Genomic DNA, 21,286 nt, shown 5'->3' on the forward strand with positions numbered 1-21,286 from the left:
TCACCGTCGCCTGCATCCCGGCCGTCGCCCGAATCCCGCTCGCGTCCAAGCGGTCAGCCGCCGAGGGCCGCCGTCACCACGTCCTTGGCCTCTTCCTGGACCCGCCGCAGGTGGTCGGGCCCCTGGAACGACTCGGCGTAGATCTTGTAGACGTCCTCGGTGCCCGAAGGGCGGGCCGCGAACCAGGCGTTCTCGGTGGTCACCTTGATGCCCCCGATGGCCGCGCCGTTGCCGGGGGCCTCGGTGAGGACACCGGTGACCGCCTCGCCAGCCAGCGTGTCCGCGGTGACCTGCGCGGGCGAGAGCTTGGCGAGCAGCGCCTTCTCCTCGCGGGTCGCCGGGGCGTCGATGCGGGCGTATGCCGGATCGCCGAAGCGTGAGGTCAGGGCCGCGTAGTGCTCGGAGGGGGTCTTCCCGGTGACGGCGGTGATCTCGGAGGCGAGCAGCGCCAGGATGATGCCGTCCTTGTCGGTGGTCCATACCGAGCCGTCGTGACGCAGGAAGGAGGCGCCTGCCGATTCCTCGCCGCCGAACCCGAGCGAGCCGTCGACCAGCCCGTCCACGAACCACTTGAAGCCGACGGGCACCTCGACGAGTCGCCGGCCGAGGTCGGCGGCGACACGGTCGATCATGGAGGACGACACCAGCGTCTTGCCGATGCCGGTGCGGGGGGACCACTGCTCGCGGTGCGCGTACAGGTAGGCGATGGCGGCGGCCAGGTAGTGGTTGGGGTTCATCAGACCCCCGTCCGGGGTGACGATGCCGTGCCGGTCGGCGTCGGCGTCATTGCCCGTGGCGATCTGGAAGCGGTCGCGCTGCTCGATGAGGGAGGCCATCGCGTACGGCGACGAGCAGTCCATGCGGATCTTGCCGTCCCAGTCCAGCGTCATGAAACGCCAGGTGGGGTCGGCGAGCGGGTTGACCACGGTCAGGTCGAGCCGGTGCTGCTCGGCGATCCGGCCCCAGTAGGCGACAGAGGCCCCGCCGAGCGGGTCGGCGCCGATGCGCACGCCGGCGGAGCGGATGGCGTCCAGGTCCAGGACGGCGGGCAGGTCGGCGACATAGCTCCCGAGGAAGTCGTGACGGCCGGTGCCGGGGGCGCTGAGAGCCCGGGCGTGCGGGATGCGGCGTACGTCCTTGAGTCCCGCCGCGATGATCTCGTTGGCGCGGTCCTGGATCCAGGAGGTCGCGTCGGAGCCGGCGGGACCGCCGTTGGGTGGGTTGTACTTGAAGCCGCCGTCCGCGGGCGGATTGTGCGAGGGGGTGACGACCACCCCGTCCGCGAGGCCGGTCGTGCGGCCGCGGTTGTGGGCGAGGATGGCGTGCGAGACCGCCGGGGTGGGCGTGTAGCCGTCGGCGGCATCGATGAGCACGCTCACGTCGTTGGCGGCGAACACCTCCAGCGCGGTGACGCGGGCGGGCTCGGACAGGGCGTGCGTGTCGGCGCCGAGGAAGAGGGGCCCGTCGGTGCCCTGCCCGCTGCGGTACTCGCAGATCGCCTGGCTGGTCGCGGCGATGTGGTCCTCGTTGAACGCCGTGTTCAGGGACGATCCACGGTGCCCCGACGTACCGAACGCCACGCGCTGCGCCGGATCGGCCGGGTCGGGGTGCAGCGAGTAGTACGCGGTGACAAGCCGCGCGATGTCGACGAGGTCTTCCGGATCGGCTGGCCGACCCGCTCGTTCATGCTGCATGTCCGTTCCTCCGCATGGCTCGGTCCGACGCTCAACACCCCATCTTTCCTCGTCACGGCGCAGACATGCGAGGGACCTCGGCGCTCGGGGCCGGCGGGCCGGCCCCGAGCCGGGTGACGGCGTACGCCGGACCAGAGCGGCCTGCTCCGTTCGGTCGACCAGGCGGGTGACGCCGCCGCTGGTGAGCGTGAGGTCGTCGGCGAGCCGGCGCTGCGAGACCCCCGTCTCCGGCTGCCGGCAGAGCCTGATGAGGACCTCGAACATCGTGTGGCTGATCTCGCACTCCTGCCGCAGGGCAGTATCGATCCGCTGCTCCAGGCGGGCACCGGCGGCCGCCACGGGGACCCGGCTGTTCCCGGGGACGCGGCGTCCGTCGGCTGCACGCGCCACCTTCCCGGCTCAGTGGTCAGGCCACGGAGCAGTTCGCCGTGTTGAGGGTGAAAGCGGTGGGACTTGGGTTCGTCGTCCCCCGGGAAGCCGTGAAGCCGAGGGTGACCGAGCCCGCCGCGGGGATCGCCGCCGTGTACGACACGGAGGTCACGGTGGCCTCGGCGCCGCTCTGCGTCGCCGTTCCACCCCAGAGGTTGCTGATGCGCTGGCTGTCGGGAAAGGTCCAGCGCAGCGTCCAGCCGTTGATCGCCGAGGTGCCGGTGTTACGGATCACGATCTCGCCCTGGAAGCCGCCCGCCCACTGGCTCGTCACCTTGTAGCCGATGCCGCAGGACGCCGAGGAGCCGCCGGAGGACGTCGTGACCGTCACCGTGCCGGAGCGCGGCGATCGGTTGCCGGCGGCGTCGCGGGCGTAGACGGCCCAGGTGTAGGACGTCGCCGGTGCGAGTCCGGTGAGGGTGACGGAGGTGCCGGTCGCGGAGGTCACGACGGTCTCCGCGCCGCCGGTCCGCACCACGTCATAGCCCGTGACCCCGGTCGCGTCGGTGGCGGCTGCCCAGGTCAGTCTGGCCGACGACGAGGTCACGTCCGAGGCGGTCGGTGTTCCCGGAGCGGTCGGGGGTGTGGTGTCCCCTCCTCCGCCGCCGGAGTAGATCGCGGCCTCCTTGGAAGTGGCGGCGATGCCGTTCGCGCCGTCGAAGAGGCGCCGGCCCCAGCTGGTGAGCTGGTTGGGGTCGAAGCCGGTGACCATGTCCAGGTATCCGACGTCGCTGCTGTTGCCGCTCCACGACCAGCCGAGATGACCGAGGCCCAACTGCTGCGTGGTGGCCAGGATGGCATCCTCGTCAGGGTTGCCGTCGGAGTGGTCGTGACCGAACTCGCCCACCACGATGGGGAGTTTCGCGGCAACGAATCGGTTCAGGTAGTCGTTGACCTTCGCTGCCGTGTTGAAGACGCCGTACATGTGGACGGAGAAGACCGTGTTGCGGTCCGGGTCGGCGGCGAACACCGAGGCCGCGTTGTCCCGCATGGTGAACGCCCAGTCCTGGCCCCAGTTGGGCGCGTCCACCATGATCGTGTGGTTGAACCCGCCGTTGCGCAGCTTCTGGATGGCGGCCTTGGTGTCGGCCGTCCACGCCGTGTAGTTGGAGTTTCCGTACGGCTCGTTGCCGATGTTGACGATGACGTGGTTCTCCTGGCCGGTCAGGGCACTCTTCACGCTGATCCAGTAGTCGGCCGCGCGTGCGAGGGTGGCCGCGCCGCTCTGCTCGCCGTAGCCCGTGGTGTCGTGGACCTCCAGCACGCAGATGAGCCGGTTCTGCTTGCACTGGGAGACGACGTTCGCCACGTCGGCGGTGTCGTTGCGGGTCCAGCGGTCACCGCTGGCGAGGACCACGCGGACGGTGTTGGCCCCCTTGGCCTTGATGTGGGCGAAGGAGCTGATGCGGTCGGGGTACCAGGTGTGGGCGTGGTTGACGCCACGCATCACGAAGTCGTTCCCGGAGGCCTCCAGCAGTCGGCCGTTCTGGACGCGGAAGCCGGTGGGCGCGGCCTGGGCCGGGGTGCTGAAGCCGAGCAGGGGGACGAGGAGGCCCAGAAGGGCGGCCACGACGGCTGCCACGCGCAAAGTGGTGCGGGTGCGGGATCTCATGGCGACTCCAGGAGGTGGGGGGGCCGAGGCGTTCAGGAGGCGGTGGCCCGTGCCGTGCAGGTGACGGTGGCCGCGGGGGTGCCGGCCGAGGCCGGGCTGGTGGCGATGTAGCCGAAGACGGCGCTCGCGCCAGGGGCCAGGGTGGCGTTCCACGCCACGTTGGTGACAGTGGCCCTGCCGTCGGCGGCCGTGGTGAGGCTGCCGTTCCAGATCTGGGTGAGCCGTACACCCTCGGGCGGCACGACGGTCGCGGTCCAGCCCGAGACACGGGAGGCGGAGGCGTTGGTCACCGTCACCTCGCCCTGGTGGCCGCCCTGCCAGGACGAGACGGCCCGGAAGGTGGCCACGCAGGCAGGGTCTTCGCCACCCGGGTCACCGGGGTCGCCGGGCCCGCTCTGGTCGAGGGCCGCGGTCAGGGCCGGGTACCAGCGGGCGGCGATCTTCTCGTCACCGGTGGCGGAAGGGTGCACGCCGTCATAGGTGTCGGCGGCTGTGCTGAAGCCCGTCCACTGATCGACGACTGCCACGGGAGAGCGGCTGGTGTTCGCCGCCCGGGCCCAGTCGGGGATCCGTGCGTTGAAGTCGACGACCCGCTGGGTGCAGCCGGTGCAGTTGGTGGGATTCATCGGGATGAGCTGCGCGACGAGGATCTTCATGTCCGGGTTGGACGCCCGCATCTGCTGCACCAGTGTGGTGTAGGCGGCGAGGATGCGGTCGGGGGCGATGCTGCTCCACACGTCGTTCGTGCCGAAGTGCATGACAACGATGTCTGGACGCGTCGCCGAGAGCCGGGCGGGGAGCAGGTTCTGATCCGCCACGTTGGTCACCAACTCGCCACCGTGGCCTTCGTTGTCGCCGTCGTGCGCCTGGGCGCAGCCCTGATGACCGAGGGTGCCGACGAAGTCGGTGTTCGTGTAGCCGGTGCTCTGCAGCCGGTTCCACAGCAGGGCCCTCCAACAGCCCGGCGAGCCGGTGATCGAGTCACCCAGCGGCATGACGCGTACCGGGGCCGCCGCGGAGGCCGATGCGGCCGGCGGTGCGAGTGCCATGCCGAGAGCCAGCAGAAGTGTGGCCAGCAGAATGCGTAAGAACGACACGTGCCGGGTGTTGCGCATGATGATCCCTTCCCCGAGTAGGTGGGAGCGCTCCCATAACATCAGGCCAGTTTGTCAGTAGCACGTCAATAACCAGGTCGAGGGATTTCTGGTACTCCCAGGTCAACGGCGTGTTCTGGGCAAGGAAATCCGGCACGCCGCCCCGTCTGCTGCGATCGCCGTAGCCGCAAGTGTCTGCGAACGGCCAACGACGAGAGGCCGGCCGGAATGGAAGCGTGGGACTGGGCCGGGATCGTCGTGATCGCCTACGAGACCGGCCTGGTCCGCGCGGGAGGGCCGCAGGGCCGAGGCGGGCCTGCCGTTCGCGCGCCGGCCCGGACATGACCGCCGTCCGCCAGAACGCTGTCCACCCCCTGACATTCACAGGAATGCTTGGCTCCGTAAGCCGGCCCCGGGACCCGAACGCGCTCGCCGGTCGCCGCGCACGGCAAAGACTCGCCCTCGCACCCCCGTTCGATCGCTAGCGCCTTGTCTCCCCCGTGGCAAGCCCGGGCCACTCGAAGGTGTGCAGATCAGTCTGCTGCTGAACGCGCCGGGTTCCGCTGCCGTACTGTCAGATGCCTGCCATATGTAGCCAATGCTTGGCAGCAGGCCGGATCTGGGGAGAGGACGGCACCGAGGTGATATCGGAAACCGCCTGGAGCGAGCGCGGACTGTGCAAGAGTGCCGAGCCGGAAGAGCTGTTCGTCGAGGGCGCCGCGCAGAATCGCGCGAAGATCGTGTGCAACGGCTGCGTCGTACGCACGGAATGCCTGGCCTACGCTCTGGACAACCGCATCGAGCACGGCGTCTGGGGCGGGACGACCGAGCGCGAACGCCGAGCACTCCTGCGCCGCCGTCCGACCGTGACGTCGTGGCATCGCCTTCTGGAAACCGCCCGTCAGGAGCACGAGCAGCAGGCCCGCGCCGATGTCGAGGCCAGTGGTGCGGCCCGCGTGCTGCACGAGGCCTGCTGACCTGTGGTCACGACCGCCTGGCCCTGCGGCCAGGCGGTGTCCTCTCCCTGGCGTGACGTGGCGCCCACCCACCCGGTCGGTGCCCTCGTTCCGCAGGTCGGCCCGACTCTCCGGCGGGCGGCGACGCGCCCTTCCCGGAAGGCGCCGAGCAGGCGACCAAGGAAGTCCACGACACTGGCCCACGCGATGTTGTCGTCCGGTTCGGAGACATTCTCGGCCCACGCGACAGGCGTCGTTCGGAGCCGGTTCCTTCCCGCACGCGCCAGAGCCGCGCACAGCGGCTCCGGAACCGCGCAGACGGCAGACCCGTCGTCGGCCTCGGTCTCATGCCCCAGCAGCAACTCCCTCCTGCGCTCGTAGTGATGACCGTGCCGATGACGCTGCTCGGCCCCTACTGAGTACTGAGCTGCCGCAAGGACCGGGAGCGCTTCTCGCTTCTGGTCAGGATTCGTCTCCACGCCCTGTGGATCGCCGTGCACGCCGACCACTTGGTCAGGACCACGCTCAGACAACTGACAAGTACCCCACGAACACCACCCGTCGAGCCGGTCCTGTAACGCTTTCCCTGCGCCGGACCAAGTAGGAGTGACAGCACGACCGACGACGAGAGGTGCGCACCTTGGAACCGGACAGGACAAGCCGGGGCGGTCCGCCGGGAGGAATGTACGATCCCGCGGCGTTCGAGATCTTCTATCGCCGCCATGTCGACGCCGTCACACGGTTCATGGCCCGGCGGGTCGCCGACCCGCACACCGTCGCGGATCTGACCGCCGAGACCTTCCTCTCCGTGATCGACTCGGCCCGTGCCTATCGTCCCGAGCTCGGGACCGAGACGGCGTGGCTGTACGGCATCGCGCGCAACGTGGTGGCGGCGGAGGCCCGGCGAAGTGCGCGCCAGAACGTGCTCGGCAGCCGGGTCGCCGGCCGACGGCTGCTGGACGGCGACGACATCGACCGGCTGGAGGAGAAGCTCGACGCCGAGCAGGCGGGGCGCCGAGCCCTGACCGCCCTCGACGGCCTTGCCGACGGTGAGCGCGCGGTGATCGAACTCGTCGCCGTCGACCAGCTCACCGTCGCCGAGGCCGCCGAGGCGCTGGGGATACGCCGGGTCACCGCCCGGGTGCGGCTGCACAGGGCACGCAGGGCGCTGCGCCCCGCGGCCGCCGACGCGGGGACCGGCCGGAAACCGGCTGCCTCCCGCACGTCGGCCGCGTCCCGCACCTCAGGGTCTACGGCACCGTCGACGACCGATCAGGCAGGCCTCACCTACGCAGGGGGAGAAGCATGAGCACCAAGACCTTCGAAGACCGTCTCCTGGACGAACTCAAGCACGAGATCACCCTCAGGGCCGACGAGCGGCCTGAGCCCGCACCCCGCCGCAGGGTCACACCGCGGCGCGCCCTGGTCACCGTCGCTGCGTGCGCCGTCGCGGCAGGCGTGGCGGTCGCCCTGCCGTCAGCGACGGGCGGATCCTCGGCCTACGCCATCGAGCGAAACCCGGACGGCAGCGTCACGCTCACCATGGGCGAATCCGTGACGAGCGGGGACCAGCAGGAGAAGCTGGCCGAGCACCTGCGCGCCGAAGGCATCCACGTGATCATAGGCAAACCCGGGAATGGATTCACCTGCGCGAAGTCGCGCAACAAGGGCCTGCTCCCGAAGGAGCTGTATTTCCCTCATGACGGAGGCAGGGTGAAGGTCACGTTCCGCCCCGGAGACTCCCTGGCCCTGGAGAATCCGACGCCGCCGAAGGACGGGGTGGGTTCTGTGGTGACCTTGAGGATGTTCAACGGGAAGATCCCGCCCTGCAAAGAGGTGCACTTCAAGGTGCCTGCCGAGCTCCGGTAGCGGAGGCGCGCAGCCGTCGGCGTTGCTGAGCCGGGCTGATGCCGGCTCAGCATGTCCGTCGGAACCGGCGTGGTCACCGGCGCGATGGTGCGCACGTCCGCGGTGGCTTGCGCCCCGGAGGTCCGGGCCGGGGTCGGGCAGGGCCGCCACCCGCCCCCGGCGACAATGCAGACATGATCACCATTCATCTCACGTACGAGATCGACGCCGACAAGCTCGCGGACTTCGAGGAATACGGTCGGCGCTGGATCGGGCTCGTCAACCGATTCGGCGGAACGCACCACGGCTACTTCCTGCCGAGTGAGGGCGACAGCGACATCGCGTACGCCCTCTTCTCGTTCCCCAGCCTCGCCACGTACGAGCAGTACCGCACGGACAGCATGTCCGATCCGGAATGCCTGGCGGCGTTCGAGCTGGCTCGGAGCACTCGGTGCATCAAGCGGTACGAGCGCCGATTCCTCCGGCCGCTCGACCAGGTGGCCTAGGCCGGGGAGAGGCCCTCGGTGTGACCGTGCCGAGCAGCTGTGCGCAGGGCGAGCGGTCGCTCGGCGGCCCGGTCCTCCGCCGTGTCGGGCGCTCGACGGCCCTCTACCGGAACGTGCTCTCGCCGGCGGACATGTCCTGCGTTCCGATGACCCGGAGCAGCTCCAGTTGGGCGGCACCCTCGGTACCGGGTGGGGCGCTGAACCACAGCAGGCGCTGGCGTCCGTCCTCGCTGAACAGACTGTGGCAGTCGAGTTCTATGACGCCGAGCGTCGAGTGGACGATGCGTTTGTGGTCGGTCCGCCGCAGGGCGACATCGCGCGTGTCCCACAAGGCGGCGAACTCGTCACTGCGCCTGCGTAGATCGGCCACCGTTCCGGCGACTTCCGGGTCGCTGCCGCGCCGGGCGGCGACGGCCCGGAGGTCGGCCACGAAGGCCCGGGAGTGCTGCGGGTGGTCCTCAGCCGGGTACAGCGTGCGGGAGGCGGGGTCGGTGAACCAGCGGTGGAGGAAGCTCCTCGCCGCCCCGCGGCGCTCGGACGCGCGGCCGACCAGTGCGGCCGCGAGCTCGTTCTGCACGAGGGTCTCGTGCAGGTCGGTGATGATCTGCGCGGGCGTCGTGGTGAGCCGGTCGAGGAGGCCGAGGAGGGCCGGCTGCGCATGCGCGTTCGGGGCATGGGCCACAGAGGGGACGGGCCGGTCGGCGAGGTGGAACAGGTGGTCGCGTTCGTCGCCTCCGAGGCGCAGGGCTCGTGCCAGCGCGGCCAGCACCTGTGCCGAGGGCTGGACGTCGCCTCCGCGTTCGAGCTCCGTGTAGTAGTCCGCCGACAGGCCGGCCAGCTGGGCGACCTCCTCGCGCCGCAGACCGGGGACCCGGCGGCGCGGCCCGGTGGGCAATCCGACATCGGAGGGCCGCACGCGGTCGCGCCGGGACCTCAGGAACGCGGCGAGTTCGGCAAGGTTCACCCACTCATCATCACTCAGCTCGCGGCGGCGGAGCCAGGGGACGGCAACCCCAGGGTGCGCAGAGCCCTGGCTGGTTGCCCCGCATCGGACGAACGTGGTGGGCACGGCGGGCCGCACCGACGGATCGGGGCCCGCCGTCTCCTCCACTCGTTCCTCGCACCCGGAGTCCCCATGCACACCTCGAATCCCGTGGCAAGCCACAGCACATCCGACCACGGCCCTGGCCGTCCGCGCGTCGCCGTCGTCACCGGCGGCTCCCGGGGCATCGGCCGCCAGAGCGCGACCCGGCTGGCCGCCGACGGCTTCGCGGTCGTGGTCGGCTACGCGAACGACCGGCACCAGGCCGAGTCCGTCGTCGAAGAGGTCATTGCTGCCGGCAGCCGGGCCATCGCCGTACGCGCCGACGTCGCCGACGAGCAGGCGGTGGCGGCACTGTTCGACACCGCCGCGTCGGAGTACGGCGGTGTCGACGTCGTCGTCCACGCGGCCGGCCGCGCCCATACGGCGCTCATCGCCGACCTGGACCTGACGGATCTGGACGCGCTGCACCGCACCAACATCCGCGGCACCTTCGTCGTCGCCCAGCAGGCGGCCCGCACGGTGCGCCGGGGCGGGGCGATCGTCACGTTCTCCACGTCCGTGGTGGGCCTGGCGTTCCCCGGCTACGGCGCCTACAGCGCGAGCAAGGGCGCGGTCGAGGCGGTGACGCTCATCCTGGCCCGGGAGTTGCGCGGCCGGGACGTGACCGTGAACGCCGTCGCGCCCGGCCCCACCGCCACCGACCTGTTCCTCGACGGCAAGGACGAGGAGACGGTCGCCGGGCTGGCCGCCCAGCCGCCACTGGAACGGCTCGGCACGCCGACCGACATTGCCGAGACCGTCGCGTTCCTCGTGTCGCCTGCCGGCCACTGGATCAACGGCCAGGTCATCCGGGCCAACGGCGGCATCATCTGACCCCCCTGCCCACCGCAGGCAGCACACCCCACAACGCACCGGAGAGAACCCTCATGCCGTTCGCGAACTTCAAGGTCCCCGCCGACACCCTCACCGAGAAGCAGAAGGAAGAGATCATCACCCGGACCACCGAGCTCTACGCCGACATCTACGGCGAGCGCGCCCGGGCCACCACCCTCGTTCTGGTCGAGGAGGTCACCGACGGCGGCTGGGGAATCGGCGGGAAGGTACTGACCCTCGCCGAGCTGCAGCAGACTCCGGAGAGCTGATCGCGGCGCCGTCATGAAATGCCGTGGCCCGCCGGGGCCACTGGCCACCCCCTGGGTCAGGGCCAGAACCGCAGCGCGTTGCCCGCCAGGGCGACGCCGATCACCAACTGGACCACGCCCACCACTCGTTGCTCGAGCCGCAGCATGACGACGCCCGTCGCGGCGATCACCAGTGCCAGGCCGCCGAAGCCCAGTACCGGTGTCCAGTCCGCGGGCGGCGGACCTGCCTCTGGAACGAGGCCGGCGTCCAACCAACCCAACGCCCGGACCGCGAGCACGATGACCACTGCGGCCACGGCCACCGCATCCGCCACGAGCACGAGCAGAAGGATGCAGCCCGAGATGAGCGCGTCTTTCCAGTCGAAGGACCGCTTGTCGGCGAGTGGTGGCATGTCCGTACGGTCGTGCGGAACGCATGCCTCCAAACGGGCCGTCGCCAATCCGCAACCCGGGTGTACTCCGGGCTTGATGTCCCGTCCCGGTGTCGGGTGGCCCCGGCGCTCGCGTCCCCGAAGACCGTGACCGCCTCGACGGTCGCGGCGGCGCCCTGCCTACCGCGGCGGGACGGTGTCCAGCAGTTCGCGGGCCATGCGCAGCGCGGGCGCCTCGGTCTGTTGCGCGATGCGCCGGAAGGTCAGCTGGGCGGCGCGGGCCGGCCAGTCGGGGGGAAGGTGCTGAGCGGGCAGTCTGGGGTCCGCACGGATGGTGCCGAGCCATTCGCTGACCAGTCGCAGCCGGATCCCGATCGGGTCGTCCGCGGCCCCCGCGTCCAGGTGGGCGGCCCAGCGTTTGTCGAAGGTGACGTAGCGGGCCGCGATGCTCCCCAGGTCCCAGGTGTCGCGGATCATCAGTCCGATGTCGGTGGCCGCGTCCGCGCGGGCGTGGAAGATCTTGACATGGTCGGTGAGTCCGAGCTCCGCGACGACGGCGGAGACGTCGACGTCCCCCGGGGCGATCCACAGCCCGCTGTACAGCGCGCCGAACCCGGACCAGGCGAGCCGTGAGCGCAGGTCGTGGCGCTGGCGTTTCCAGGAGTCGGGGAGCGAGAAGGCCAGCTGTGTCCAGGTGCCGTCCCAGTCGTCGTCGACCGCGCCCTGCTTCCAGATACGCGTGCGGCCGTCCTCCAGGACACGGGTCACCTGCGGGGTGAGGCCGAAGTACATCCTGCGGCCCTCCCGCCGGCGCCGCAGCAGGCCCCGGTTGGCCATGCGGGTCAGGGTGGAGCGCACTGCGTGCTCGCCGACGCCGACGCGGCCGAGGACGTCGATGATGCTGCCCGAGTAGACACACAGATCCCCCTCCTCCAGCACGTGGTTGCCGAAGAAGGCGAGCATGAGGGACTGGGGGCGCAGCTGTGGAGCGTCCGAGCCGTCGCTCTCCGGTCTGCCGGTGTCCGAGCTGTCCGGGCTGTACAGAATGTCGTCGTCCGCCACGGTGGCAAGCGTACGGCCGCCCGCCGACGACGCGGCGGGCGGGCGTGCCGCGTCACTGGCCGTCGGCGGGGTGGGCAAGGTCGTAGGGCCGCAGGTAAGGGGTGGGTCGGTACGCGACGTAGCGGGCAGGGGTCGTGGAATCGGCCGCCGTGGCACGGGAGTTGAGGGACTTGGGGTCGGTTCCCCGCCACCTTCCTGTGCTGATGCGGTCCTCCAGCGTGTGCAGGGCGGCGAGCTGCTCGGCGGAACTGAAGGTGCAGTGCCCGGCGTTGTCGACGTACGCCTGGCGCAGCAGGGACGCCGACCCGGCGGCGGTGGTCGCCCTGCGCTGGGCGCTCTCGGTCTGGACGGGCACGAGGGCGTCGCCGATGGTGTGGACGGAGAGCTGCGGCTTGGCCAGTTTGCCGGTGAAGGAGCTGGTGCTGCTCATCCACGCGACGGCGTCCGGGTCGGCACTGACGCGCGGGGCGCGGTTGAGGGTGGCGATGTCGGTCTTCAGCGAGAGGCCGGCCTTCTTGTACAGCTCGGTGACCTCCTTGCGGACCGAGGACCGGCCGAGCAGCTTCGCGTAGTCGACGCCGGTGTTCCAGGACATGTTGCCGCCCGCCCGGGCCTCGGCCTCCTGGCGCCGGTTGAAGGCGGCGATCTGCAGCAGGCCCTTGACCGCGTCGTACTGGTTGGCCTGTTGTGCGTCCCAGTCGGTCGCGGCGGGCCGGGTCTGGGCCGGCTGGTTCCAGACCGGGATGTTGTGCAGCGCCGCGGCGAGCGCGATCCTGGCCCGACCTTCGGGCGTCGACTGGGCCGAGTCGACGACGGACGTCAGGGCGCTCGCCGCCCTGGTGGCCGCCGCCTGGTCCGGCAGATCGGTCAGTGGTACGTCGGAGCCGGGCGCGAGAAGCGCCTTGAGGGCGAAGACGGGGTCGAGGGTGTTGTTCCAGTTGGCGACACCGCCCTGCACGAGGCCGCACAGGGACAGCGAACCGTCGATCCGCTCCGGGTGCCGCTCGGCGATGGCGGTGGTGACCAGGCCGCCGTACGACCTGCCCCACGCGATGGTGCGGCCGGCCGTGCCGAAGCGGTCGGTGAAGACGGACAGCGTGGCGAGCTGGTCGGGCACGGCGTCGGTCACCGCCCAGCCCGTCGTGGCGTACGACGAGCCTATGAGCGCGTACCCCTTCTGGAGCAGGAGTGCCTTCGTGGCGCTGTCCGGGGCGTCCTGGGCGGGGTTGGCCGGACCGGGCGCGTATCCGTGGCTGAAGAGCAGGACGGTGCCGTTCCAGGAGTCGGGCACGTCCATCATGTAGGTCGCGCCGGAGGCGAGCCGGCCCTCGATGTGGCTGGTGTCCGCGGCGGCCGCCACCGACGAGGCGGGCAGCGCGGTGACGGCGAGCAGCAGCGCCGCGGCGCAGGCGGTACGACGGGCCGTACGAGGCGTGGTGCGGACACGGGCGCCGGTCGTCATACGGAGATCTCCTGGGTGTGGGGGGCGGTGGGGTGTTCGCGGGCTTCGGCGAGTGACGTCCTGCTGGTCTCGCGTACGAAGCAGACGGTCAGCGCGGTGATGAGGGAACCGCCGCAGAGCAGCAGTGCGACGGGCGTGCCGTTGCCGCTTCCGGCCACCAGGCTTCCGGCAATCATCGGGGAGAAGCCGGCGCCGATGAGGGTGGCGCCCTGGTAGCCGAGGGAAGCGCCGGTGTAGCGCACCCGGGTGCCGAACATCTCGCTGAACAGGGCGCCGAGGGGGCCGTACATCATGGACTGGGCGACACCGTGGCCGAGGACGACGGCGAGGATCAGCAGGCCCGGCGACTTCGAGTCGACCAGCGCGAGGACCGGGAAGGCGAGCGCAGCCGAGGCTAGGGCGCCGGCGAGGACGACCGGGCGGCGGCCGACCCGGTCGGAGAGGGCGGAGGCGCAGGGCAGCACGACCAGGGCGACGGCGGCGGAGACCGCGAGGGCGGTGAGCACCTGGGGGCGGGCGTATCCGATGCCGGTGGCGTACGAGATCAGGTAGCTGGTCAGGAGTGACTGGGCGGTGAAGGCGCCGATGCCCACGCAGCATGCCAGCAGCACGGGGCGCGGATGCCGCAGCACGTCGAGGATCGGCAGCCGCGACTCGGCGTGTTCCTTCTTCACCTCGGCGAAGAGGGGGCTTTCGACGACCCTGAGCCGTACGAAGAGACCGACGCCGAGCAGCACCACGCTCAGCAGGAACGGCACGCGCCAGCCCCACGCCGCGAACTCGTCCTCGGGCAGCATGACGACGAGAGCGACGACACCGGCGGAGATCAGGGAGCCGAGCGGAGCTCCCATCTGCGTGAAGCTGGACCACAGGCCACGCCTTCGTTCTCCGGCGTGCTCGACGACCATCAGGGTGGCACCGCCCCACTCACCGCCGATGGCGATGCCCTGCACGACGCGCAGGATGATCAGCAGCACCGGCGCCCAGACGCCGATGGTGTCGTAGGTGGGCAGCAGACCGATGAGGAAGCTGGCGGCGCCCATCAGGCCCATGGTGAGCAGCAGCATCGACTTGCGGCCGAGCCGGTCGCCGAAGTGGCCGAAGAGGACGCCGCCGAGGGGGCGGGCGACGTAGCCGGCGGCGAAGGTGCCGAACGCGGCGATGGTACCGACGGCGGGATCGGCGCCCGGGAAGAACAGTTCGCCGAAGACCAGGGCGGCGACGGTTCCGTACACGAGGAAGTCGTAGAACTCGACGGCGGTGCCGAGCAGGCCGGAGAGGGCGACCCGGCGCAGTTGCCGGTTTCGTTCGCTGGCCGTGGACGGTGATGCGACGGGGGACGGGGGCATCGCGGTCTCCCTTGACCGGGGGAAGGACACCGGCGAACTTAGGCTGATCTCCTACCGTCGTCAAGAAAGTGCACAACATAGCTGGTCGGAATCCCGCGTTCTGCCCCGAAATCTGGTTCCGCCGGACAGCGGAGGAAGATCCTGCCCCTACGGTGGGCGGATGGCATCGATCAAGAAGTTCCAAGTCACCTTCGACTGCGCGGAACCCGAGCGTGTCGCCCGCTTCTGGTGCGAGGTGCTGGGGTACGTCGTACCGCCGCCACCGGAGGGGTTCGCCACTTGGGACGCGTACAAGCGCTCGCTGCCCTCCGAGCAGCAGGACGCGTGGTTCGCCTGCAGTGATCCCTCCGGTGTGGGGCCGCGGCTCTACTTCCAGCGCGTTCCCGAAGGGAAGGCCGCCAAGAACCGGCTGCATCTCGATGTGCGGGTCGGGACCGGACTCGTGGGCGATGAGCGCCTCGCCGTGCTTGAGGCCGAGTGCGCACGACTGGTCGCGCTCGGCGCGGTACACGTGCGGACGTTGCTCGCCGATGGCGAGAACGAGTCGTGCATTCCGATGCTGGACATCGAGGGCAACGAATTCTGTGTCGACTGAGGGGCCGGGGGCGGGACGCCCGTGGGTCGACCGGTGCAGTTCGCCTGAACGAGGATGCCGTCACCGTCCCGGGCAGTCCCTCAAGCGGGAGACGTGTCGAGGGCCGGGGCCGTCGTGGGTAGTTCCACGGAGATACGGATCCCGCCGACGGAACGCGGGGTGAGGGTGAGCGTTCCGTCGTGTGCCTGCGTGATGGTCTTGACGATGGCCAGGCCGAGGCCCACGCCCGCGTGATCGGCATGTATGCGCTCGGTGCCGCGCTGGAACGGTTCGGTGAGCCGTGAGGCCGACTCCGGAGTGAGCTTCTCGCCGGTGTTCTCGACAGTGAGCACCACACTCTGGGGACGGACGCCGGTAGTGACCCACACGGTGCCCTGGTCAGGCAGGTTGTGGACGATCGCGTTGTGCACGAGGTTGGTGGTCAGCTGCAGCAGGAGCGCCTGCGATCCGGTCGTGCGGGTGATGTCGCCCGAGCTCTCGATGGTGACGCCGTGCTTCTCCGCGAGTGCGAGCAGTGTCTCGGTGGCTTCTTCCACGAGCAGGGACAGGTCGACGGGCTCTCGGGTGAAGGACCTCTGGTTGGCACGGCTGAGCAGGAGCAGTGCTTCGGTGAGGTTGATCGCTCGGGTGTTGACGGCGTGGAGGCGGTCGATGACCTCGCCTGCGTCGTGGTTCGGATCGGTGCGGGCCACGTCGAGGAGCGCCTTCGAGATCGCCAGTGGAGTGCGCAACTCGTGCGAGGCGTTGGCGGCGAATCTCTGCTGTTCGGCGACATGTGCTTCGAGCCGTTCGAGCATCGCGTCGAAGGCGTCGGCGAGTTCACGGAACTCGTCCTTGCGGCCCGGCAGCCGGACTCGGTGGGAGAGTGATCCGTTCGTGGCCATGCGTGTGGCGCCCGTGATACGGGTCAGCGGGGCGAGCATCCGGCCTGCGAGGATCCACCCGCCCACGAGGCCGAACACCAGCAGGAAAGCCAGCACTGCGGCTGCCCTCGGAGCGAACACGTCCAGGAGGACGGACCGGACGGGAAAAACACCATTGGTGGGCTTGTCGTCGGGGTTCTTGAGCATCGCGCGATCGGGGACGTAACGCAGGAGGAACACCCACACCGCCGCGAGCAGCAGGCCGCCGGCAAGCATGAGGAATCCGGCGTAGCTGAGGGTGAGCTTGAAGCGCACGCTCAACCCCGCCCGCCTATCCACGTGCTCCGCCCACTTCCTCATCTGCGTGTCCGGCCCGGTCTCCGGCTTCGGGTCCTGCCTCCGGTTGCGTGTCGATGCGGTAGCCGGCGCCTGGCACGGTGGCGATGACCCAGGGTTCACCGAGCCGTTTGCGCAGTGCCGAGACGGTGATGCGCACGGCATTGGTGAACGGGTCGGCGTTCTCGTCCCACGCCCGTTCGAGGAGCTCCTCGGCGCTGACGACACCGCCTTCTGCGGCGACGAGAACCTCGAGCACGGCGAACTGCTTCCTCGTCAGCGCCACGTAGCGGCCGTCCCGGTAGACCTCCCTGCGGAACGGGTCCAGCCGAAGACCTACGATCTCCCGCACCGGTGGCCGATGGTGTGCGCGCCTGCGGTCCAGTGCTCTGAGCCTGAGCGCGAGTTCCCGGAGGGCGAAGGGTTTCGTGAGGTAGTCGTCGGCTCCGACCTCGAACCCGGAGGCCTTGTCGTCGAGACGGTCGGCCGCAGTGAGCATGAGGATCGGCATGCCGCTGCCGGAGGCGACGATGCGTTCGGCGATCTCGTCGCCGGACGGTCCCGGAACGTCCCGGTCGAGGACGGCGATGTCGTACGTGTTGATGCCCAGCAGTTCCAGAGCGGTGTCGCCGTCACCTGCGATGTCGGCCGCGATCGCCTCCAGGCGTAGGCCATCGCGGATGGCTTCTGCCAGATAGGGTTCGTCCTCGACGATCAGCACGCGCATGCTGTCGATGCTACGAGTCGCCGCATATCGTCGGCATATCCAAAACCGCATACGTGTCGGCAACACCGCGCTGCCTTGACTGGCACCCATGGCTCAAGCCCCGCCGTCGGCACGAACAACGGTCCGCCGGATCCACCGGCTCCTTCTCATCGGCCTGGCAGTCGTCTTCGCAACGATCACCGCAGCCTTTGGCCACCAGTGGTACGACTCTTCGGACTCCTCCGACGCACCACCCGCGACACCTTTCTCGGCCGCACCACCTTCGAAGTCCCGGTCCGCACCGTCGCCGAACGTTCCTCGCAGTGAGCACGGCAGCGCGCCCGTGGAGGCCGGCGGTACCGTGCCCGAGGGCGTGACTGTCTTCGACGACGGGATCGCGGCGGTGGCCGGACTCGATCCAGATCTGCTCGGAGCCCTCCGTGAGGCTGCCACGGACGCCGAGAAGGACCGAGTCGAGTTCTACGTCAACAGCGGGCGGCGCTCCCCGGAGTACCAGGAGCAGCTTCTGCGCGAGGCGGTCTCCACGTACGGCTCCGAAGCTGAGGCCGCCCGGTGGGTGGCCACCGCGGCGACGTCACCTCATGTGTCGGGGGACGCGGTCGACATCGGGGAGTCCGATGCGACGGCGTGGCTGTCCCGGCACGGCGCCGGGTACGGGCTCTGCCAGATCTACGAGAACGAACCCTGGCACTACGAACTGCGCCCCGACGCCGTCGATGACGGTTGCCCGCGCACGTACGCCGACCCCACCCAGGACCCGAGGATGCAGCAGTGACCGGCGGCGAGCGAGAGCGGACGATGACACAGGTCGACACGGCAGCAACCGGACAGCGCGACTCCGACGCCGGGGACTCCGGCCCGGGCACCCGGCGCGCGGACATCCGCCGGGCGATCCGCGTCGCGTCTCGGCCGGAGCTCTGGAAGCGCGGCCCGGTGCTCACGGCGCTGGCCCTGCTGCTGGGCCTGTTCATGCTGCTGCACGCGAAGATCCCGAACCGGATCGGGAATCTCGGCAGCCTGGCGGAGACCGTCCTGCCGTGGTTCGGCCTGTTCATCCCGCTGCTGCTGGCCGGGGCGCTGTGGCGCCGCTCCGCCGCCGCGGTGGCCGCGCTGCTGCTGCCGGTCGCGGTGTGGCTGAACCTCTTCGGCGGCCTGCTCGGTGACAAGTCCCACCCGGGCAGCGACCTCACCGTGGTCAGCCACAACGTCGGCGCCGAGAACCGCGACCCGGCCGGCACCGCCCGCGACCTCGCCGCCTCCGGAGCGGACGTGCTGGCCCTGGAGGAGATCACCCAGCAGGCGAAGACGGTGTACGAGAAGGGTCTGGCGAAGGCATATCCGTACCACACGGTGCAGGGCACGGTCGGGTTGTGGAGCAAGCTGCCTCTGTCCGACACCCGGCCCGTCGACACCGAGATGGACTACGGGCCGCTGGGGGACACCAAGCCGCTCGCCGTCAAGATGACCTACAACCGGGCGCTGCGCACCACGGTGACCACGGACCAGGGCCCGCTGGCGGTGTACGTGGCCCACCTGGGGTCCGCACGGGTGAATCCCGGGGAAGGCTTCTCGACGGACTCACGGGACAGAGGCGCGCGGGCACTCGGCAAGGCTGTCGCCGACGAGCGGATCGAGCGGGTGGTACTGCTCGGCGACCTGAACGGCACCATGGACGACCGTGCGTTCGCCGGCATCACCTCGCAGCTGCGCTCGACCCAGGTCGCGGCCGGAGATGGCTTCGGCTTCACCTGGCCGGCGAAGTTCCCGATGGTGCGGATCGACCAGATCCTGGTCCGTGGCGTGTCGCCGGAGAGCTCGTGGTCCCTGCCGCCCACGGGCAGCGACCACCTGCCGGTGGCGGCCGGCATCAGCTGGTGAACACCGCGCCGGCCCTGCGCCCGCCCTCTCAAGAGAGCCGGTGATAGGCCTTGTTGGCGATGCGCCAGCCGCCATCGGAACGGATCAGCAGGAAAATGTCGGTGAAGGTGTCCGCGCCGTGCTGGAGTGTCATGGTCGCGGTCGCGACAGTGCCGTGGACATCGACGGCATCGATACGGCGGGAGCGAGTCGGTTCGTCCGGGGCCGGCCGACCGGGGAAGAGCGCGCAGTATTCGTCCAGGGGCCACGACACGAATGCTCCGTCCCGGATTCCCTCGATGTGCGCGGTGGGCAGGAACGCGTCGCGGAAGTGGGCGGGATCGCCGGTGGCATGGCCGCGGACGTAGGCACGGAGCGGTTCGAGCACGGCGTCCCCCACGGCGGGATCCGTGGCGGCGACGGCGATGTCGGCCCCGGGGCCCGCAGAGGTGTCACCCAGACCGGCGGCGCTGCGCAGAGGCGTGTCCGACGCGTCGGCCAGCAGCGTCATGTCCTTGGCCAACGCACCGATCGTGAAGTCGGCCGTACCCACGGGCGGCTCGCTGTCGAGGAAGGGGCGTTTGCGGACCACGAGGCCGCCGAGCTGTCCGAGTTCGAGGACGTCCAGTGCCTGGGCACGCGGCAGGCCGAGGGCGTCGGCCTGCCGCAGCGCGTCACGCAGCGCGAGGACGGCACCGGCGAGGCTGTTGTTGGCGATCAACTTGAGCGCGGCGGCCGTGGCGGCGCCGTCGACGAGCCGCACGGTGCCGAGTGTCTCCAGAACCGGCCGGGCTCGATCGAGCGCGTCCTGGCCTCCGGCGGCGAGAATCTGCAGTGCGCCCGCCGCGACGGCGGGCACGGAGCCGAGTACAGGTGCGTGGATGTAGGACGGACCGAGTCGCCGGGCCAGCCGCGCCGCTTCGGCAGGGGCGATGGTGCTGGTGTTCAGCACGATGGTGTCCGCTCGCAGCGAGTCCCGGACGGTGTCGAGGACCTGTCGGCAGGCCGGGCCGTCGAACAGCGCCAGGAGCACGACGTCGGCCTTCGCCACGGCGTCGTTCGGATCGCTCGTCGTGTCGAAGGCCTCCGATGTGCGCCCGGAGCGTGTCCAGCCGACGACGTCCCGGTCCTGCGTGGTGAGTCGTGTCGCGAGGGCGGCGCCCATGCTTCCCAGACCGAGGACGGCGACCGTGTGCGGTGTGGTCATGCCTGCCACCGTGATGCACCACGACCCCTGCGACAAGCGCAGATCTTGCAGAGCACTCCTGCGACCGCCGCATAGCAGCAGGTCATACTGGCTTCATGGAACTGACGGTGTGGCGGACCTTCGTGACCGTGTGTCGACTCGGGTCGCTGTCGGCGGCCGCCGCCGAGCTCAATCACACGCAGTCGGCCGTCTCCCGGCAGATCGCCGGGCTGGAGCGGCAGCTCGGCGTGCCTCTGGTGGAACGCCACGCGCGCGGTGTGCGCCCGACGCCCGCCGGCGAGGTGTTCCGGCGCCACGCCCTGGCGACTCTCGATGAGGCCGACCGCGCAGTTCGCACCGCACGAGACTTTCGTGACGGGACGTTCGATCGGCCACTGGCGATCGGTGCGACACCCTCCCTTGCCGCGGGGATCGTCCCCGAGGCCGTCCGGGGTCTGCTGGAGCAGACCGGATCCATCCGGTGGAGCCTGCTGCCCGGCCTCAGCGCACCACTGCACCACCGCGTGATCACCGGCGATCTGGACATCGCCGTCGTCACCGATGCACCACCGGGCCTCCCCCACGCCCCGCAGGTCGACCGGCAGTTCCTCGGGCTGGACGACATGGTCGTCGTACTGCCCGTCGGCCATCCGCAGGCCGGGCACGGCCCCGTGCACATCCAGACGCTCGCGGACCAGACATGGGTCGAGGACAACGACGGCTCGGCCGCGCTCCTGCGCCAACACGCCGCCCGCTCCGGAGTCACCGCCCGCATCGACCTCGCCGCGGCCGACCTGCTCGGCAAGCTGGCCCTGGTCGCGACCGGTCACGCCATCGCACTGATACCCGGCGTGCTGACGTGCGCGCTCCGGACCGACGTCACCACCGTGGGCCTCGTCGATCCACCGACCCGCGGCATCTTCACGATCACACCGCGCCGCGACCCACATCCCTCCGCGGCACCCCTCCGGGACCAGCTCTCCGCAGCGTTCACCTCGGTGCGCCAGACCCGGGCACGGACAGCGGACACCGGGTGATGCGCGACGGACGCTGCGCCCGTTCGATCCCACCCTGCTCGGCCGACGGGTTGCCGCGCTGACCATGACCGGCGCCCGCGTGGTCGGCACGGCAACCCGCGCCCTCACGAGGCGC

21 protein-coding genes are annotated in these 21,286 nt (G+C 70.3%); 10 read left to right on the plus strand and 11 right to left on the minus strand.

The annotated features are described in order from the left end of the window. Positions 1–53: 53 nt before the first annotated feature. The 3 genes from pgm to O1Q96_RS27170 form a co-directional block, all read right to left on the minus strand. On the minus strand, positions 54–1,694 hold the full coding sequence (gene pgm, locus O1Q96_RS27160; RefSeq protein ID WP_331276112.1) for a phosphoglucomutase (alpha-D-glucose-1,6-bisphosphate-dependent): 1,641 nt from the start codon (positions 1,692–1,694) through the stop codon (positions 54–56). A 406-nt stretch (positions 1,695–2,100) separates the two neighbouring features. Further along, on the minus strand, positions 2,101–3,735 hold the full coding sequence (locus O1Q96_RS27165; protein WP_269250641.1) for a cellulase family glycosylhydrolase: 1,635 nt from the start codon (positions 3,733–3,735) through the stop codon (positions 2,101–2,103). Between the two features lie 32 nt (positions 3,736–3,767). After that, positions 3,768–4,850, minus strand: a complete 1,083-nt coding sequence (locus O1Q96_RS27170; protein ID WP_269250642.1) for a GDSL-type esterase/lipase family protein — start codon at positions 4,848–4,850, stop codon at positions 3,768–3,770. Positions 4,851–5,431: 581 nt separating this feature from the next. On the opposite strand from O1Q96_RS27170, the gene O1Q96_RS27175 reads away from it, so the two are divergent. The 4 genes from O1Q96_RS27175 to O1Q96_RS27190 all read left to right on the plus strand — a co-directional run bounded on the left by O1Q96_RS27175 (position 5,432) and on the right by O1Q96_RS27190 (position 8,139). Continuing rightward, positions 5,432–5,806, plus strand: a complete 375-nt coding sequence (locus tag O1Q96_RS27175) for a WhiB family transcriptional regulator (protein WP_269250643.1) — start codon at positions 5,432–5,434, stop codon at positions 5,804–5,806. 661 nt (positions 5,807–6,467) lie between these two features. Next, on the plus strand, positions 6,468–7,094 hold the full coding sequence (locus tag O1Q96_RS27180; RefSeq protein WP_269250644.1) for an RNA polymerase sigma factor: 627 nt from the start codon (positions 6,468–6,470) through the stop codon (positions 7,092–7,094). Continuing rightward, complete coding sequence (locus O1Q96_RS27185; protein ID WP_269250645.1) at positions 7,091–7,654, plus strand: hypothetical protein; 564 nt, start codon at positions 7,091–7,093, stop codon at positions 7,652–7,654. The genes O1Q96_RS27180 and O1Q96_RS27185 overlap by 4 nt, the downstream gene beginning before the upstream one ends. A 173-nt stretch (positions 7,655–7,827) precedes the next feature. Then, positions 7,828–8,139, plus strand: coding sequence for an NIPSNAP family protein (locus O1Q96_RS27190; RefSeq protein ID WP_269250646.1), 312 nt, complete (start codon positions 7,828–7,830; stop codon positions 8,137–8,139). Positions 8,140–8,242: 103 nt separating this feature from the next. Here O1Q96_RS27190 and O1Q96_RS27195 read toward each other — a convergent pair whose 3' ends face one another. Further along, entirely contained in the window at positions 8,243–9,103 is an 861-nt protein-coding gene (locus tag O1Q96_RS27195) for a helix-turn-helix transcriptional regulator (protein ID WP_269250647.1), read from the minus strand. Positions 9,104–9,274: 171 nt separating this feature from the next. On the opposite strand from O1Q96_RS27195, the gene O1Q96_RS27200 reads away from it, so the two are divergent. After that, a complete protein-coding gene (locus tag O1Q96_RS27200; protein ID WP_269250648.1) occupies positions 9,275–10,057 on the plus strand; it encodes an SDR family oxidoreductase in 783 nt (260 codons plus the stop codon). A gap of 53 nt (positions 10,058–10,110) precedes the next feature. After that, a complete protein-coding gene (locus O1Q96_RS27205; protein ID WP_269250649.1) occupies positions 10,111–10,326 on the plus strand; it encodes a tautomerase family protein in 216 nt (71 codons plus the stop codon). A gap of 56 nt (positions 10,327–10,382) precedes the next feature. Here the strand turns inward: O1Q96_RS27205 and O1Q96_RS27210 are convergent, their stop codons facing one another. The 4 genes from O1Q96_RS27210 to O1Q96_RS27225 all read right to left on the minus strand — a co-directional run bounded on the left by O1Q96_RS27210 (position 10,383) and on the right by O1Q96_RS27225 (position 14,570). After that, positions 10,383–10,718, minus strand: coding sequence for an inner-membrane translocator (locus O1Q96_RS27210; RefSeq protein ID WP_269250650.1), 336 nt, complete (start codon positions 10,716–10,718; stop codon positions 10,383–10,385). A 159-nt stretch (positions 10,719–10,877) separates the two neighbouring features. Next, a complete protein-coding gene (locus tag O1Q96_RS27215; RefSeq protein ID WP_419586955.1) occupies positions 10,878–11,759 on the minus strand; it encodes a PaaX family transcriptional regulator in 882 nt (293 codons plus the stop codon). 52 nt (positions 11,760–11,811) lie between these two features. After that, on the minus strand, positions 11,812–13,221 hold the full coding sequence (locus O1Q96_RS27220; RefSeq protein WP_269250651.1) for an alpha/beta hydrolase family protein: 1,410 nt from the start codon (positions 13,219–13,221) through the stop codon (positions 11,812–11,814). Then, positions 13,218–14,570, minus strand: a complete 1,353-nt coding sequence (locus tag O1Q96_RS27225; protein WP_269250652.1) for an MFS transporter — start codon at positions 14,568–14,570, stop codon at positions 13,218–13,220. The genes O1Q96_RS27220 and O1Q96_RS27225 overlap by 4 nt, the downstream gene beginning before the upstream one ends. 160 nt (positions 14,571–14,730) lie before the next feature. On the opposite strand from O1Q96_RS27225, the gene O1Q96_RS27230 reads away from it, so the two are divergent. Then, entirely contained in the window at positions 14,731–15,165 is a 435-nt protein-coding gene (locus O1Q96_RS27230; protein ID WP_269250653.1) for a VOC family protein, read from the plus strand. 80 nt (positions 15,166–15,245) lie between these two features. Here the strand turns inward: O1Q96_RS27230 and O1Q96_RS27235 are convergent, their stop codons facing one another. Continuing rightward, positions 15,246–16,349 carry a sensor histidine kinase gene (locus O1Q96_RS27235; protein ID WP_269250654.1) on the minus strand — a complete coding sequence of 368 codons (1,104 nt, stop codon included), beginning with the start codon at positions 16,347–16,349 and terminating at the stop codon, positions 15,246–15,248. Positions 16,350–16,359: 10 nt separating this feature from the next. After that, positions 16,360–17,091, minus strand: a complete 732-nt coding sequence (locus O1Q96_RS27240) for a response regulator transcription factor (protein WP_269250655.1) — start codon at positions 17,089–17,091, stop codon at positions 16,360–16,362. Between the two features lie 88 nt (positions 17,092–17,179). Here O1Q96_RS27240 and O1Q96_RS27245 point away from each other — a divergent pair, with 88 nt between their 5' ends. After that, positions 17,180–17,866: a M15 family metallopeptidase gene (locus O1Q96_RS27245; RefSeq protein WP_269250656.1), complete on the plus strand. Its 687-nt coding sequence runs from the start codon at positions 17,180–17,182 to the stop codon at positions 17,864–17,866. A gap of 23 nt (positions 17,867–17,889) precedes the next feature. Beyond that, positions 17,890–18,969 (plus strand): endonuclease/exonuclease/phosphatase family protein, encoded by a 1,080-nt coding sequence (locus O1Q96_RS27250; protein WP_269250657.1) that lies wholly within the window; start codon positions 17,890–17,892, stop codon positions 18,967–18,969. Between the two features lie 28 nt (positions 18,970–18,997). Here the strand turns inward: O1Q96_RS27250 and O1Q96_RS27255 are convergent, their stop codons facing one another. Next, entirely contained in the window at positions 18,998–20,164 is a 1,167-nt protein-coding gene (locus O1Q96_RS27255; protein ID WP_331276069.1) for a nuclear transport factor 2 family protein, read from the minus strand. An 86-nt stretch (positions 20,165–20,250) separates the two neighbouring features. Here O1Q96_RS27255 and O1Q96_RS27260 point away from each other — a divergent pair, with 86 nt between their 5' ends. Beyond that, positions 20,251–21,171, plus strand: a complete 921-nt coding sequence (locus tag O1Q96_RS27260; RefSeq protein ID WP_269250659.1) for a LysR family transcriptional regulator — start codon at positions 20,251–20,253, stop codon at positions 21,169–21,171. Positions 21,172–21,286 lie beyond the last annotated feature (115 nt).

This window comes from Streptomyces aurantiacus, from assembly GCF_027107535.1.
Taxonomy (GTDB): domain Bacteria; phylum Actinomycetota; class Actinomycetes; order Streptomycetales; family Streptomycetaceae; genus Streptomyces.

What these genes read in the sequence shown, in the direction of transcription:
- pgm (WP_331276112.1), bottom strand. Translation starts at nt 1,694, where the DNA reads ATGCAGCATGAACGAGCGGGTCGGCCAGCCGATCCGGAAGACCTCGTC.
- O1Q96_RS27165 (WP_269250641.1), bottom strand. Translation starts at nt 3,735, where the DNA reads ATGAGATCCCGCACCCGCACCACTTTGCGCGTGGCAGCCGTCGTGGCC.
- O1Q96_RS27170 (WP_269250642.1), bottom strand. Translation starts at nt 4,850, where the DNA reads ATGCGCAACACCCGGCACGTGTCGTTCTTACGCATTCTGCTGGCCACA.
- O1Q96_RS27180 (WP_269250644.1), top strand. Translation starts at nt 6,468, where the DNA reads ATGTACGATCCCGCGGCGTTCGAGATCTTCTATCGCCGCCATGTCGAC.
- O1Q96_RS27185 (WP_269250645.1), top strand. Translation starts at nt 7,091, where the DNA reads ATGAGCACCAAGACCTTCGAAGACCGTCTCCTGGACGAACTCAAGCAC.
- O1Q96_RS27190 (WP_269250646.1), top strand. Translation starts at nt 7,828, where the DNA reads ATGATCACCATTCATCTCACGTACGAGATCGACGCCGACAAGCTCGCG.
- O1Q96_RS27200 (WP_269250648.1), top strand. Translation starts at nt 9,275, where the DNA reads ATGCACACCTCGAATCCCGTGGCAAGCCACAGCACATCCGACCACGGC.
- O1Q96_RS27205 (WP_269250649.1), top strand. Translation starts at nt 10,111, where the DNA reads ATGCCGTTCGCGAACTTCAAGGTCCCCGCCGACACCCTCACCGAGAAG.
- O1Q96_RS27210 (WP_269250650.1), bottom strand. Translation starts at nt 10,718, where the DNA reads ATGCCACCACTCGCCGACAAGCGGTCCTTCGACTGGAAAGACGCGCTC.
- O1Q96_RS27220 (WP_269250651.1), bottom strand. Translation starts at nt 13,221, where the DNA reads ATGACGACCGGCGCCCGTGTCCGCACCACGCCTCGTACGGCCCGTCGT.
- O1Q96_RS27225 (WP_269250652.1), bottom strand. Translation starts at nt 14,570, where the DNA reads ATGCCCCCGTCCCCCGTCGCATCACCGTCCACGGCCAGCGAACGAAAC.
- O1Q96_RS27230 (WP_269250653.1), top strand. Translation starts at nt 14,731, where the DNA reads ATGGCATCGATCAAGAAGTTCCAAGTCACCTTCGACTGCGCGGAACCC.
- O1Q96_RS27240 (WP_269250655.1), bottom strand. Translation starts at nt 17,091, where the DNA reads ATGCGCGTGCTGATCGTCGAGGACGAACCCTATCTGGCAGAAGCCATC.
- O1Q96_RS27245 (WP_269250656.1), top strand. Translation starts at nt 17,180, where the DNA reads ATGGCTCAAGCCCCGCCGTCGGCACGAACAACGGTCCGCCGGATCCAC.
- O1Q96_RS27250 (WP_269250657.1), top strand. Translation starts at nt 17,890, where the DNA reads ATGACACAGGTCGACACGGCAGCAACCGGACAGCGCGACTCCGACGCC.
- O1Q96_RS27260 (WP_269250659.1), top strand. Translation starts at nt 20,251, where the DNA reads ATGGAACTGACGGTGTGGCGGACCTTCGTGACCGTGTGTCGACTCGGG.